The 12,770-nt window shown below is 44.0% G+C and carries 17 protein-coding genes; 15 read left to right on the top strand and 2 right to left on the bottom strand.

Features of this window, described 5'->3' with window-relative positions:
• The first annotated feature begins 964 nt into the window (after nucleotides 1-964).
• From LZD49_RS35095 to LZD49_RS35060, 8 genes are all read left to right on the top strand, one after another.
• Complete coding sequence (locus tag LZD49_RS35095) at nucleotides 965-1,621, top strand: recombinase family protein (protein WP_234673275.1); 657 nt, start codon at nucleotides 965-967, stop codon at nucleotides 1,619-1,621.
• A 2-nt stretch (nucleotides 1,622-1,623) separates the two neighbouring features.
• Nucleotides 1,624-1,926: a hypothetical protein gene (locus LZD49_RS35090; RefSeq protein WP_234673273.1), complete on the top strand. Its 303-nt coding sequence runs from the start codon at nucleotides 1,624-1,626 to the stop codon at nucleotides 1,924-1,926.
• A 63-nt stretch (nucleotides 1,927-1,989) separates the two neighbouring features.
• The gene (locus LZD49_RS35085; RefSeq protein WP_234673271.1) at nucleotides 1,990-2,874 is read left to right on the top strand and encodes a radical SAM protein; all 885 of its coding nucleotides are present in this window, start codon (nucleotides 1,990-1,992) and stop codon (nucleotides 2,872-2,874) included.
• Nucleotides 2,875-2,913: 39 nt separating this feature from the next.
• Nucleotides 2,914-3,282 carry an SPASM domain-containing protein gene (locus LZD49_RS36295; protein WP_409021385.1) on the top strand — a complete coding sequence of 123 codons (369 nt, stop codon included), beginning with the start codon at nucleotides 2,914-2,916 and terminating at the stop codon, nucleotides 3,280-3,282.
• Nucleotides 3,283-3,419: 137 nt separating this feature from the next.
• A complete protein-coding gene (locus tag LZD49_RS35075) occupies nucleotides 3,420-3,797 on the top strand; it encodes a hypothetical protein (RefSeq protein WP_234673267.1) in 378 nt (125 codons plus the stop codon).
• Nucleotides 3,798-3,881: 84 nt separating this feature from the next.
• Nucleotides 3,882-4,172, top strand: coding sequence for a hypothetical protein (locus tag LZD49_RS35070; protein ID WP_234673265.1), 291 nt, complete (start codon nucleotides 3,882-3,884; stop codon nucleotides 4,170-4,172).
• Between the two features lie 165 nt (nucleotides 4,173-4,337).
• Nucleotides 4,338-4,610, top strand: a complete 273-nt coding sequence (locus LZD49_RS35065; protein ID WP_234673264.1) for a hypothetical protein — start codon at nucleotides 4,338-4,340, stop codon at nucleotides 4,608-4,610.
• A gap of 585 nt (nucleotides 4,611-5,195) precedes the next feature.
• Nucleotides 5,196-5,714 carry a fasciclin domain-containing protein gene (locus LZD49_RS35060; RefSeq protein ID WP_234673262.1) on the top strand — a complete coding sequence of 173 codons (519 nt, stop codon included), beginning with the start codon at nucleotides 5,196-5,198 and terminating at the stop codon, nucleotides 5,712-5,714.
• 372 nt (nucleotides 5,715-6,086) lie between these two features.
• Here the strand turns inward: LZD49_RS35060 and LZD49_RS35055 are convergent, their stop codons facing one another.
• Nucleotides 6,087-6,470: a DsbA family protein gene (locus LZD49_RS35055; protein ID WP_310590534.1), complete on the bottom strand. Its 384-nt coding sequence runs from the start codon at nucleotides 6,468-6,470 to the stop codon at nucleotides 6,087-6,089.
• Nucleotides 6,471-7,756: 1,286 nt separating this feature from the next.
• On the opposite strand from LZD49_RS35055, the gene LZD49_RS35050 reads away from it, so the two are divergent.
• The 7 genes from LZD49_RS35050 to LZD49_RS35020 all read left to right on the top strand — a co-directional run bounded on the left by LZD49_RS35050 (nucleotide 7,757) and on the right by LZD49_RS35020 (nucleotide 11,881).
• Nucleotides 7,757-7,963, top strand: coding sequence for a hypothetical protein (locus LZD49_RS35050; protein ID WP_234673258.1), 207 nt, complete (start codon nucleotides 7,757-7,759; stop codon nucleotides 7,961-7,963).
• Between the two features lie 124 nt (nucleotides 7,964-8,087).
• Nucleotides 8,088-8,546 carry a hypothetical protein gene (locus tag LZD49_RS35045; RefSeq protein WP_234673256.1) on the top strand — a complete coding sequence of 153 codons (459 nt, stop codon included), beginning with the start codon at nucleotides 8,088-8,090 and terminating at the stop codon, nucleotides 8,544-8,546.
• 385 nt (nucleotides 8,547-8,931) lie between these two features.
• Nucleotides 8,932-9,714 (top strand): type IV toxin-antitoxin system AbiEi family antitoxin, encoded by a 783-nt coding sequence (locus LZD49_RS35040; protein ID WP_234673254.1) that lies wholly within the window; start codon nucleotides 8,932-8,934, stop codon nucleotides 9,712-9,714.
• Entirely contained in the window at nucleotides 9,695-9,904 is a 210-nt protein-coding gene (locus tag LZD49_RS35035) for a nucleotidyl transferase AbiEii/AbiGii toxin family protein (RefSeq protein ID WP_234673252.1), read from the top strand. The genes LZD49_RS35040 and LZD49_RS35035 overlap by 20 nt, the downstream gene beginning before the upstream one ends.
• Nucleotides 9,879-10,613 (top strand): nucleotidyl transferase AbiEii/AbiGii toxin family protein, encoded by a 735-nt coding sequence (locus LZD49_RS35030; RefSeq protein ID WP_234673251.1) that lies wholly within the window; start codon nucleotides 9,879-9,881, stop codon nucleotides 10,611-10,613. Before LZD49_RS35035 ends, LZD49_RS35030 begins: the two co-directional genes overlap by 26 nt.
• 169 nt (nucleotides 10,614-10,782) lie before the next feature.
• The gene (locus LZD49_RS35025) at nucleotides 10,783-11,172 is read left to right on the top strand and encodes a hypothetical protein (RefSeq protein WP_234673250.1); all 390 of its coding nucleotides are present in this window, start codon (nucleotides 10,783-10,785) and stop codon (nucleotides 11,170-11,172) included.
• Between the two features lie 286 nt (nucleotides 11,173-11,458).
• Complete coding sequence (locus tag LZD49_RS35020) at nucleotides 11,459-11,881, top strand: hypothetical protein (protein WP_234673247.1); 423 nt, start codon at nucleotides 11,459-11,461, stop codon at nucleotides 11,879-11,881.
• Between the two features lie 369 nt (nucleotides 11,882-12,250).
• Here LZD49_RS35020 and tnpA read toward each other — a convergent pair whose 3' ends face one another.
• Nucleotides 12,251-12,559 carry an IS66 family insertion sequence element accessory protein TnpA gene (tnpA, locus tag LZD49_RS35015; protein WP_234673245.1) on the bottom strand — a complete coding sequence of 103 codons (309 nt, stop codon included), beginning with the start codon at nucleotides 12,557-12,559 and terminating at the stop codon, nucleotides 12,251-12,253.
• Between the last annotated feature and the right edge of the window lie 211 nt (nucleotides 12,560-12,770).

Raw genomic sequence — 12,770 nt, 5'->3', positions numbered from 1 at the left:
ATAAGGTTCCCAGGGAGGCCAGATCGTATAAGCTTATATGAAAAAATTCGGTTCTCAAGTGTTTACGAATTGCCAGTAGCCATGTTCTGAGTTTTAGCGGACTCCTTTTTCTTATCGAGTCGCTTCGGTAGTCTACCTCATCTTCTACAAATCATTTGCCAATTTAGAGTAGGGGTCAAACTGGGCTTTATTGATAGTATCTGAATCGATCATAGGGAGCACCTTGTCCACTTATGGACAACTTGGATCCAAAAATGAACACCTATTTAATGCGCTAAACACATCTGATGAGCTGTCAAAAATCCTTGATAGGAATCCCTCGAGTGTTACAGAATGCTAAAAGAGATGTATATAAGTGGTGTGCTTGCCCGAAACCGTAAATCATACTACGTATACTACTCCCTGACCGAGCTCGGGAAAAAATTAATCACCTTGTTCATTTGATGGCCTCTCAAAGGTTGATGCCCAGGAAATTAGTTTTGAAATGGCATTAATTTCCCCACTCGCATAGAATCTAAGTGCGTCCCTTTCGTGGTTCACATTCTCATAAGACTTTCCTAATTCATCCTTTAACTTTTCGAGTAGCACTGAGATTGGGATTACGGTGTTGGGCATATCGTTACTTCGTTCATGATGAGTTGAGATTTAAAAAAACAAAAATCATCTCAAACTGATTCGGGCAAAGAGAATTATTTTGATGGTTTGCTGAAAGGTACCTTAGTGAGGTGGAGCAATTGGTCGCACGATGGGATTATTAAACCATTGCTCGCTGGTTCAAGCTCAGCTCCCCTCTACATGTTCGTGAATAAAGACTGGTGAATTGAGCTGGGGCTTCGAAGGTGGAAATAGCTTTTGGATACTGAAAGCAACATAGCCATCATAATAAGATATGGTCAAATTCTCAACATTAGTTGTTTATGAGTAAACCATGGATAACCTCGGTACAGGATGAGCTTTAAGGGCTATGAAACAGGCAATTGCGTACTATCGGGTTTCGACGAGCCGTCATGGCAAAAGCGGTCTGGGGCTGGATGCACAACAGTCTGCGGTTACCGGTTACTGCCAAGCCAATGGTTTCGAGCTCGTGCAGGAAGTCATAGAGGTACGGTCAACCAGAAAATACAGGAATAGTTTGTATCACGCACTTAGTTTATGCAGGCAGGCAAAGGCTACGCTGATGGTGGCCAAGCTGGACCGTTTGGGACGGGACGTTGAGCAGATCGCCGGGATTGTAAAATCGAACGTAGAAATCATCGTGACGGACAATCCACATGCAAACCGGCTGACGATCCATATTCTGGCGGCGGTGGCCGAAGAACAGCGGCAACGGATAAGTGAAAATACAAAAGCAGCGTTGAGTGCGGCCCGCAGCAGGGGCACTGTCCTTGGTAAAAACGGAAAGGCGCTTGCGATGGAAAACAGGCGTGCGTCGGAGGAATTTGCACAGGGACTGCTACCCGTTATACGGAGATTGGAAAACAAGGGGGATCATATCGGTACGAGCTGTCGCCAGGGAATTAAACAGGAAGGCGGTGCCGACTTTCCGTGGCAATGGCCGGTGGCACCCAAGTACAGTTTGTGCGTTGTTGCAGAAATTGAAATGCGCTTTCACGCAGATTGAGTATGAACAAACCTATAATTAGCGACTATCCAAACGTGACGAAAATGATTTATCAAAGCAGCAGCGACTTATTATTTGACGAAGTGGCAATTTGGGAAAGCCCAGATAGAAAAAACGCACTGGACGGATTCTCAGAGAACGCTCAAAGTGACAGTGCAGGCTCCGGCTCTGCCAGTGACAGAAGCAGTAGCAGGGCTAGCGGCCTGCTATTTGATGATACTTCCATGGTGGACAGGCTTAACCTGTATTTGGGAATGCAACAGGCGGCCAATGCCGATCGCATGGATTGTGACTGTATAGATTGAACGGATTGATTAATCGCATTAGCAATGATGGTCCCTCAAAAATCCCCGGAACTCCTGTTGCGAATGATTGACGACGAATTTGGATTCGTTGTCAATTGTTCTTTCCCCGGTTCGCTCAGGATCATTAACAGTAATCAACGTGCTGTTCTCGATGCGATTGACGGGAACGAGGATGTCGCCGGTCTTGGGCAAAAGCTTGATATGGATGCCGAGACCCTGCGGGAGCTCTTGGCAATGATGGCCAGGACAGAGATTGTACGGTTCGACGGCGCGTTCACCAGGCCAGCCAAGCCACAGGAAACCGATCGCTTAAACTTTTGGATACATACTACAAATGCCTGTAACCTGAGCTGTGGCTACTGTTATATCTCTACGTTGAATACCGGAAAAGCGATGAGCGAGCGCGTTAGAACGCGGTTAATAGACAAGTTGGTCCGAACAGTTGAGAAATGGCAGATCAAGCAGGTGAAATTTCGGCTTGCCGGCGGTGAGCCGTTAAGTCAGTTTAGATCATGGGAGGCTTTCATACCCGAGGCCACGACGGCTTTGGCCGAAGTCGGTTGTCAGTTTGACTGCGCATTTTTGACTAATTTGACGATTCTAAATGATGAAATCCTTACGTTCTCGAAACGTCATCGTATAACCTATGGCGTTTCATTGGACGGTATGGGTAATGCCCACGATGCAACACGAAAGTTTCGCTCCGGGGAAGGATCGTTCCAGGTTGTTGATGCCAATATCGACAAATTAATCGCATCGGGCATTCCGGTTTCAGTAAATACAGTTGTTAGCAACCAAAACTTGAAAGGGTTAGGAGATCTAACGCGGTATCTAATCGAATTAAACATCCCTTTCCGCTATTCTATCGTCAAAGGCGAAAACGTGGACGCCCAGCTTTTGGATAGCTGTTTATCACATGCCTTCGCAATCATGGAGGAGGCGATGTAGGGTGGCTGGCAGTTTTCCAGACATTTCCAGTTTTGCGACCTGAAACCAGACCGGCTTGGGTTTCAGACCTGCGCGTCTGGATTTTCTGGAGGTGCAATTTACGTCGATGGCACTTTCCAATATTGTCATGTCCATTTCGGCCAGCATACAGGGCCTGCATTTTCGATCTTTGATGATGAGCTCGATCTGGTTGATATGATCAACCTTGGTGCCCATCACGAAGAAGTTAAGTCCGACGACTGTAAAAAGTGCCGCTACCGTTTTGTGTGTACGAGCGGTTGCCCGGTTTACCGGATAGATGGAAAAGACCCGCAATGCAGCCTTTATCACAAGTTCATCCCGATGTTTTATTCGCTTGTGGCCAAAGAGCGGTTGAAATTGCTCAGGGATTGTAAGATGATAACCTAGGTCTTCCAACCGGAAAAACAACCGCCCTGCTGCCGAAAGGGGATGTCTTGGGTATTGCAATATCTCTTGTGGCGTTACTGGCTACCTTCTATGAACTTTACTTGCAGCGTATCCATAACGAAAAATCCCTCCGGCCTTTGCCCCAAATTGTGCTGACAGACCAATCATCGGTGGTTTCTGTAAACCTGGCCAACCATGGCCTGGGGCCACTGATTGTCGAAAGTATCGCTTTTGTAAAAGACGGGCAGAAGTATGCGACCATCACAGATTGTCTGGATCTTGAACCCCGGTCCTACATGCATACGGCAATCCGTGACGAGAGAGAAAAGATTTTGTTACCTGGTCAAAACCTCGAAATATTTGCAGCAGAGTTATCCAGGACAAGGGACGAGGCTTTCCTGGACGATGTCAGAAAGCAGTTAAGTATTTTGGGGTTAGAAGTTCAAGGACGTGATATCTATGATAATAAGGTTGCCGTGGAAAGGGATTTTAGCTGGTTTTCCCGGCACGGGTAAACGGGATAGGCTTAGTATATCAAAATGTCAAATTTTTTGATCAAAAAACTTGACATTTTGATGGCGATCTGATATATTGGTGATATGGGCAATCTATCTAAAACTATACAGCAGCAGATCCAGGGAATACCGGACGATACCAGTTTCGGATATGGAGAGCTTATCATACCCGAGCAACAGTACCCGTCAGCGGCGAAAGTACTTGAACGGCTGCAACAGAAAGGCCTGATCAGGAAACTGTCTAAAGGTATCTTCTATAAACCAAAAACGACGGTCTTTGGTGAAAAGCGTCCCGGTGAGGAGCAGGTGCTCAAACCCTATTTATACCGTGAGGGGGCAAAGGATCGCCTACATCACCGGCACTTACCTTTATAGCCAAATGGGCCTGACGACCCAGGTTCCAGCATTATTCAGATAGCCAGCCGTGAAAAGCGGATTTTTGTCAACCGGGGTACTATACGCGCAACAGCAGTCAAAAGTTATGTAGACGTTATCGAAGACAATTACCAATTGCTTGGGCTGCTTGACGCATTAAAGGATTTGAAAGATATTCCTGACGTCAATATGCAAGCGGCTATCGGGATTATAGGGAGCCAAATCCAGCAGTTAACAGAAAGCAAGCTGAATGAAATTGTCGGATACGCCTTGAAATACCCGCCGCGTGTTCGCGCTCTGCTTGGAGCTGTTTTGTCTTCCACAGGGAAAGCAGCCATCGCAAAGGCCTTAAAGGAAAGCCTCAATCCTTTGACCATTTTCAAATTGGGAATTAACGATACATTGTTGCCCTTAGCTTCGGAATGGAACATTCAGTGAGACTGCATTAAAAGAAGGAACTGTTTCGTGATGCGGTAACCTTTACGGCCCAGTGCCGGCTACCCGAAATTTATATTGAAAAAGATTACTGGATCACATTTGTACTCCGGTGCATCTTCTAGAAAAGCGAGAAATCGCTGTATAAACGATAAGTTGTCTAACCTTTCGATCGGAGATTGCAACCGCAGATCAGATCTAGTATACGCTGGATAATTTGCTGACTGAGCTTCATCTTTTCTGTCGTCGATTATTTTTTGAATATTCAGGAGCTTCCACAATCAATTCACCTCTTTTTAGAAATTGATACCGATATTTACCTAAGAGGGGGTGGAAATCAGTGTGTTGCATAAACTTGATCTTTGATGGTACTTATCCAAGGGGAATTGTTATCTGACCGCATTCTCACATTAAGTAACCGTTGGTAGCTAATTTGATTTACGGAGGTCTAATTATTAGTGTTTGATGCCAGCTATTGGACAGAATACGTCATGCTGCGCCGGAATTAGACGGAGCTTAAAAGGGAAACTTACTAGACGAGATTAGAAAATTAGATATTGACTTTTAAACGTTTAACAATACTCAACAATGAAAGATTTTCAATTCAAAATATTTCTACATGCAGGCGCTCTTGCTATTGGAGGGGTCGCATTGTCTTTGTTTGCCTGCCGTGAAAGTGAGAAAGACGTAGTTAGGGCTAAGTCAATAAGTGAAGTTGTTTCAAGTAATCCGGAATTTAGTATTTTGAATGCGGTAATACAGCATTCTGGCATGTCAGACTCTCTATCTATGGGTACATTTACAATGTTTGCACCAAATAATGATGCCTTTGAGAGAATAAATATTCGTAACAGTTCGGTAATTTTTGCTCTTCCAAAAGATTCCGTTGAAAAATTTCTTAAATATCACTTACTTGCTAAAAGACTATCCTATTCGCAGTTTTCAGTTGGGGACCTGAAGAATATTAATAATTCAAAACTTCTTGTGACTAAACGTTCTGATAAGGATAGCTTGCTAATTAACTTAAATCGTGTACTAACTCCGGATGTAAATGCTAGCAATGGTATAATCCAAGTAATTGATAGTGTATTATTAAAGATAAAATGAGCATAAATTGAGAAACAGCCATTGTTTGTACACGGAGATGTCTGCGCTTTTTTAGCTCATTTTTCTCAACGACTATATTAGTGAGGAATCGGGGTTTATGAGCCCGATTTTTATCCAATCAGTTCTAGATGTCCGAGCGTACCGTGAGGGCGACAGGCCACCATTGGCTCTTAGGAAATCCTATGTTTTCGGTCGATATGTTGACCACAGCCTATCGGTCTGGGAAAAGGAATACCAGTCCAATCTTGCGCCTTTATCTCTGTGCTATTGGTTAGCTGGCCGATACCTCTCGTAAAGAAAGACAGTCAGGCCTTAACAATCGATTCTTTTCCATTATTCTTCGACGTATCCATAGATTTCCGTAAAAGTTTTTTATTGATCATTCGCTGCTGTACTTCTGCCCTGATTTTCGGAAATTTTGCTTAATGCACTTAACAATTGCGCATAGGTGCGAGAGCCAGTGAGCTTTATCCCTCGACCGCCTATTGTAAATGTAATCGTTGGACAGTGTATGATTGAATTTACGCGGGCTTTTTCAAAATCTGCTTTTAACGCTATACGGCTGCCCTTACTGCTGAAATCTTTACCAAAACGCTGAAATTCAAAATGATCACGGTGAGATTTGTTGACCTGTCTGGCTATTTCAATCAACATGTTAGATCTCGTAATGTCTCGCATGTCTAAAAACAATGCGCTGCGGAGGGCACTTAAATATAGGTCAGCTGCGTAATGGGACTGCATCGCTGCAGCTTTAATTGCTTGAATCGTAACAAGCGCTCCAGATTTCCTGCATAGCCCAGCTAACAGGGCAGAATGGGTGAGTGTAATATATGACTTTAACGGTCTCCGGTAGTTTCGTTAGCAACATGATTAGGTACATTTACTTTTATGTTCCATCAAATTGACACAGACGTCGGAAGGATTTAGTGAAATGGCCGAGATTTGAGTCGGCCTAGCAAAAAGTGTACCGTTTATAAGCGGGGCGACGGTGGATGTAGATCTCCGTAAGTGTCGAGAGGCGACTCCGCAAATTCAACCAGGTTAGATCGTTCAATTAGATGTCTTGGGCGATTTGGTAACCATCCATGAGCTGACTGGTATGCGGTTAAAGTAGCCGAGAATGCTGATGGCAAGGTCCCCCACATTCATATTGTCACCTGCAAAGTGAAATACGTTTAACATCTAAGTAAAGGCATGCCCGAAAATGGAGGGGTTATTTTGTTGACGCAATTATTTGATTTTGAAGTATTTGACCATATAGTTGCATTTTGTCCATATTTTTTAGAAAAGATAGAGCCGACTTTGGCCGTTACAAAATTTTGCGTAATTTTTGCATAATTCATTCATTAACAGCGCGTATGGCAAGCATTGATAACAAAATGCCTGAAACTGACGTCGTCGATATGGTGAATAAGCGGTCTTTACAGTTTGGAATTGGTATCCGTTATATCGTATCATTAAAGCTATCGGACTGTATATGCTTTGGAAAGCTGGCATGCCACTTGGAACCTGGGATACGCGCTTGAATCATTAACCTGTATTCTCAACGATATATGCTCAACGTTTTTTGGCGTTAAACTAAATCACCAGTATCTTATTTAGAGGGAGTAGTTTGGCACTGACTGTTTCGCATGAAAATGGTCAGTGCTTTTTATTTGGCAACTTATTTTTCGATGCTATTTTGACACTCCTGGTCGCTTTTGTGTTCCCAGCCAGGGGGAGGGCCGAGACTTTGTCTTCAAAGCCAATTCTTCCTGTTTGGCATGGATAAGTTTGGCCGAGCGTGTAAAACAGAGCATCCGCATTGCGCGGAAAGTCCGCGGATATCCAAGTCCGCGGATACCCAATCGTGCATCGCTTTCATAAGAGTGTATATGCCCCTTTTCACCAATGTAACACACCATAATCTGTCACATGGCCATTTCGAATGAGATGATCAGCCAATTCTTTGCCTGACATTTTGTTCAGTGTATGCCAGGAAGTATGTCTAGTGCTCACAAATATTCCTTATTATCATCTTGTATAACCAGGCACTCAAAATCATGATCAACCAAGTGAAGATTGAAGAATTAAATGATAAAGGTAAGAAGGTCCTGATCTTTACCGTTATTCCAGATCTTGATGATAATGGACAACAAGCCAGGCGAAATCTAAAAGAAAAATTCGATCAGTATCGCGATTTAGGCATCGCGTATGATTTTTTCACAGCAGGAAATCCCTACCAGATCGTCGTCATAGAAGGACTTTAACCCTTATTTTCAGTGTTAATGCCGATAGAGAATAATTAGATATTCTTGTATGATTTGTGTTTATTATTTAAATAAACTAATATTAATACACGACTTTGACCCTACTAATTTAACCTCTCTATCGATGCGCACAATCCTTTTCATTACCGACGATGGCCATGCTAGCAAAGACATGGTTACACTACTCAGAGACTTATTTGCCTTGGCTACCATCTATCAGGTAAATGGTAAGCGGGCCTCTAGATACCTGGAAAGTAATACGAAGCCTGATCTAATCGTATATATGCCTGGGTTAACGCTCGATGGCTTACGGGACAGGTTTTTTCGAATCAAGGCGCTTGCTGGAAGAGCGAGAATTCTGCTCTACGCAGAATTCGAATTGGCTGGACCTTCCTTGTTTGATTATTTGGCGGCTGGTGCCAACGGTTTGTTGTCTAAAACGAGCAGTATGGCCGAGCATCACAGGGCATTAGATACGGTAATGCGTGGGGATTCATTCGTCGATGATGCCACCAAAAGACGAATGTTGATGTGGAACCGGCAACAGCTTGCAGAATGGAAAAGTAATATCATGACCCGATAGACAAGGGTTTGGAGCATGCAGGCAACCGGTCATTAATAAAATATTTGATATGCTATAAGCCACTCACTAAAGCCTTGGTGTTCTTAGGTTCAAAGTGGACGACGTGTCGTTCAAAGAAGCAAGGCAAGGAAGTATCCGTGAATATCACCCTTTCATTTCTGCTTTGATGCGTATGGATGGACCTAACTGGCAGAATCGGTTTTATGATAAAGAGTAAGGACTATTCAGAATTAAGGGCTGTTCAAACGGCCGGAGGGATTATCCTGCTCGTGCTCTTGGATTTGCGGTTTATTTTTTGTGTTATTTGTATACTTTTAGTTTATAAATTACGGCTAATATAAACTAACTTCTTGACAAGGTTTGTTTTACATGCTATAAGTAAACCATGAGTGTATCAAGCGAGACAAAATTAAACCTTCTTATACGCGACTGGCCTCCAGGAACGGTTGCTGTCACCTCATGGCTTAACAGACAGGGCTACTCCAATCAATTGCTAAATCGCTACAAGAAAAGCAGCTGGCTGAACTCGTTAGGCACCGGTGCATGGATAAGGACTGGTGACACCGTAGCTTACGAAGGTGCTGTTTACGCCCTTCAAAGCCAGGTGGGCTTGTCTATCCATCCTGGCGGCAGGGCGGCTCTTTCCCTACTGGGCAAAGCACATTATCTTGAACTGGCGCAGGCGAAGGTCGATTTGTTTGGATATGCTCATGAAGTTTTACCTGCATGGTGCCGAAGTGCTGACTGGGGTCTGTCACTTGTCTATCATCAATCCAGTTTTCTTCCACCAGGAATAGGGATGACAGATATACCGGTCAACTCTTTTTCCATCAGGGCTTCGTCGGCGGCAAGGGCTATGATGGAATGCCTGTATCTAGCTGCAACCAGTCAGGAATTCGTAGAATGTTATGAACTGATGGAAGGGATGAACAATTTACGTCCGGACTCAGTCCAAAAGCTTTTGGAAGAATGCAGTTCCGTAAAGGTAAAACGTCTGTTTCTCTACATGGCTGAAAAAGCAGGTCACCAATGGGTAGGGTATCTGACCGTTGGGGAAATCGACCTGGGAAAGGGCAAGCGCAGTCTTGTCAAAAATGGTAGTTACGTGCCAAAATATCAAATAACGGTTCCGGAAGCGTTGGAAGAAAATGGAAAACAGAATTTATAAGCGTCAGGTTGGATTGCTCCTTGACGTACTGCCCGAAGTTGCAAAAGAGGATTGTTTTGCGCTGCATGGGGGCACCGCCATTAACCTGTTTGTCCGCAATATGCCACGTCTGTCCGTCGATATTGATTTAACTTACCTGCCCATTAAAAGACAGAGAGACATCCTTGCGCAGTATTGGGGAGGCTCTTGAACGCATAAAGGAGAGTATTGAAAACGGTATTCCGCGTGTCCATGTGCAACACAAACGCGACGTTGGGAAACTTCTGATCTCAGTACCAGGGGCAGAAATAAAGCTCGAAGTCAATTTGGTAGGACGCGGCTGTTTCAAAGACCCTGTGAAGATGCACCTGTGTGCACGGGCGCAGGAAGAGTTTGACGTGTTTAATATCATGTCCGTCGTCCCTTTTGGACAGCTTTTCGGTGGAAAGATATGCGCTGCCCTGGACAGGCAACACCCACGTGACTTGTTTGATATCAAATATCTTTTAAACAATGAAGGTTTTTCTGATGAAGTAAGGCAGGGCTTCCTGTTTTGTCTATTAGGCAGTGACCGGCCAATGAACGAGGTACTCGTACCCAATTTCCAGGACCAGCGTTTGGCGCTTGCCAACCAATTCTCTGGGATGAGCGCCGAAGAATTTAGCTATGAAGAATACGACGCTCTAAGGGGGCAACTGGTCGCAACAGTGCATGAGAGCCTTACACAATCAGATAAGGACTTCCTTCTCAGTTTCAAGAATGCAGAGCCCGACTGGTCAATTTATGATTTTGAGAAATTTCCTTCAATTCAATGGAAACTACGGAATTTGACTATCCTCAAAATGAACAATCCCGGCAAACACCGGGAGCAATTTGAGATATTGGAAGAAAAGCTAAAAATAGAGAAAAGAGGGGTGTAAAGGCAATTGGCCGATTGCATGATCTGGTCAGGGGTCGATGCAATGCATCGGCGACCGTGTTGCACAGGTCGCCTGGCAAATCACCAGGCAAGAGGGTTAAGGTTGCTTTAACCTGTCATGCCTGAAAATTCGTTCAAGATGAATTTCTTTAAATGAAAGGACGGGCGGCGTGGCTACTTTGCTTTCGCTTCTGGCACTTTTTGCCACTTTTTACCAACTGTATCTTCAGCGTACCCATAACGAAAAATCCCTGAAGCCGCTTCCACAAATTGTACTCGGGGATCACGGGCAAGACATTTTTGTACATATCCGGAACAACGGAGTTGGCCCTTTGATCGTCGAAAGCTTGACGTTTACCAGGAATGGCAAGGCTTATTCAGGCATCGAAGAATGCCTGGACCTTCCGCCGCGTTCTTACATGCACGTGCGGGTCACGAGCACGGCGAAAAAATTATTCTCGCGGGTGCAAGCCTGGAAGTCTTTGCGAAGAGGTTTGATGCTCAGAAAGATGAAATACAAGTGGATGACGTGCGCCAGCAGCTCTCAGAACTGGTTATGAAAGTTGATTGTTGCGATATTTACGACAATAAAGTTTCCATGGAAAGGGGTTTTCTATGGTTCCTAAGACATGCAGAAAAAAGTAGGAAATTATACGGTAACTGCCCGTAGGTGTTTAACTCTAGTGAGTATTACAGGGAGGCGGCAATTGTAATAACCCACCAAGGTTTAGATAACTTATGTTCCGACAGGACAATACGGTTTTTACCGGACGGATGCGGATTAATTAAATGCCAAGCTTTCCAACTATAACGGATTAATATTTATCCTATCAAAAACTTCAAATTATGAAAACCCCCTTATTCTCAATTATTCTGCTTTTTGTTCTGGTTGCCTGTGAAAAGGACAGCCCAAAACCTGATCCTGAAATTAAAACCATCGTAGGCAAATGGAAGCATACAGCTTATGAAAAGAATGTAAATGGATCCAATATTTGGGTTCCAATAGATGGAGAGCCAAACTACATAGTTTTTAGATATGATGGCGTGATACTTGATTCAAATGGTTGTCCCAATTGTGCACCCAAATCGTATTATGTGAACGGGAAGCTCTTCGAAGTGATCCCTAAGGAAGCGATATCAATCAGTTCCCAGTGCCCCATTGTTGACTGTATTGGCTGCGCTACATGGGATATTGATCAGTCTGACAATGAACTCATTGTCACTCTCTGCGAACCCTCTAATACGAAATCAAAATACATTCGAGAGTAAGCGAGCTTATTATATTCTTCTGTTGTGAGCCCCAAGTGACAGCGATGAAGTACATTCGGGAGTCTGCCCCAGAGTGGAAATAAACCATTAAAATTCAGATGCTCAATTCCTTTCCATGCAAGGGATGATCCGGCCAGAAAGAAAAGCAAACACTCAACCGAGGTGTCGCCTTCATTTGCGAGTAATATAAGTGTCAATTTTAAGAATCTCACAAAAACCCTTCTATTCAGCGACGACGGTAATCTACTTGCCATTTTGTCCAAATACATACGCCCAGCTGTAAATTCGGACCGCCGACGCGGCCATAGCGCATATCGGTTAGGCTGTCGTACAGAAAACAACGGCATGTATGCGAGAGGTCCAGCATACTTAGTTCGCCAGCTCCTTGATGAAGAACGAGTCCAGCGCGGTAAATAACTCCAGTCTGGCCCCGGAAGCAAAAATAAAAGACGCAAGCAGAGGTCTTTGCGGCTGCGGTAACGGTGGTTGCTGGATTGCTATCTGTGAAAATCCTTTTCGGGAAATGGATTCATTCGCATTATCGCGACGAAATTTCTTCACCCAATAATTGAATTTGTAATAGCTGATGCCATTTCGGTTACAAAATGGCTGCTTACTAACCCTTTCCAAGCACCATTGATCGTAAGGAACGCGCATTTGTTCTGTGTCTGTTTTCATGACACAAGGTTAGGAAATTACAGAATGCAGGGATAGATGGTTGCTCGGACGGATACAGGTGTTTGATAGTTGGGGGCCGAGTGATGGAATTCCTTCAATCGAGGAACCAGTGATTATGAAGTACTCCCTATTTTTAAGGCCAGCAGTTGGCTATGATTGATTAAAATTAAGCAGCATTCAGGTAAAGATTCATTGGTTTTCTGCGGCCTAT

It is taken from the genome of Dyadobacter sp. CY261, from assembly GCF_021440085.1.
Taxonomy (GTDB): Bacteria; Bacteroidota; Bacteroidia; order Cytophagales; family Spirosomataceae; genus Dyadobacter.
The sequence above is the reverse complement of the archived record's forward strand: the minus strand, read 5'-3'. Positions and strand labels throughout refer to the sequence as shown.

Bases quoted from the DNA above. Each gene is read 5' to 3' on its own strand.
- LZD49_RS35095 (WP_234673275.1), top strand. From the start codon at position 965: ATGAAACAGGCAATTGCGTACTATCGGGTTTCGACGAGCCGTCATGGC.
- LZD49_RS35090 (WP_234673273.1), top strand. From the start codon at position 1,624: ATGAACAAACCTATAATTAGCGACTATCCAAACGTGACGAAAATGATT.
- LZD49_RS35085 (WP_234673271.1), top strand. From the start codon at position 1,990: ATGATTGACGACGAATTTGGATTCGTTGTCAATTGTTCTTTCCCCGGT.
- LZD49_RS35070 (WP_234673265.1), top strand. From the start codon at position 3,882: ATGGGCAATCTATCTAAAACTATACAGCAGCAGATCCAGGGAATACCG.
- LZD49_RS35060 (WP_234673262.1), top strand. From the start codon at position 5,196: ATGAAAGATTTTCAATTCAAAATATTTCTACATGCAGGCGCTCTTGCT.
- LZD49_RS35050 (WP_234673258.1), top strand. From the start codon at position 7,757: ATGATCAACCAAGTGAAGATTGAAGAATTAAATGATAAAGGTAAGAAG.
- LZD49_RS35045 (WP_234673256.1), top strand. From the start codon at position 8,088: ATGCGCACAATCCTTTTCATTACCGACGATGGCCATGCTAGCAAAGAC.
- LZD49_RS35040 (WP_234673254.1), top strand. From the start codon at position 8,932: ATGAGTGTATCAAGCGAGACAAAATTAAACCTTCTTATACGCGACTGG.
- LZD49_RS35035 (WP_234673252.1), top strand. From the start codon at position 9,695: ATGGAAAACAGAATTTATAAGCGTCAGGTTGGATTGCTCCTTGACGTA.
- LZD49_RS35020 (WP_234673247.1), top strand. From the start codon at position 11,459: ATGAAAACCCCCTTATTCTCAATTATTCTGCTTTTTGTTCTGGTTGCC.
- tnpA (WP_234673245.1), bottom strand. From the start codon at position 12,559: ATGAAAACAGACACAGAACAAATGCGCGTTCCTTACGATCAATGGTGC.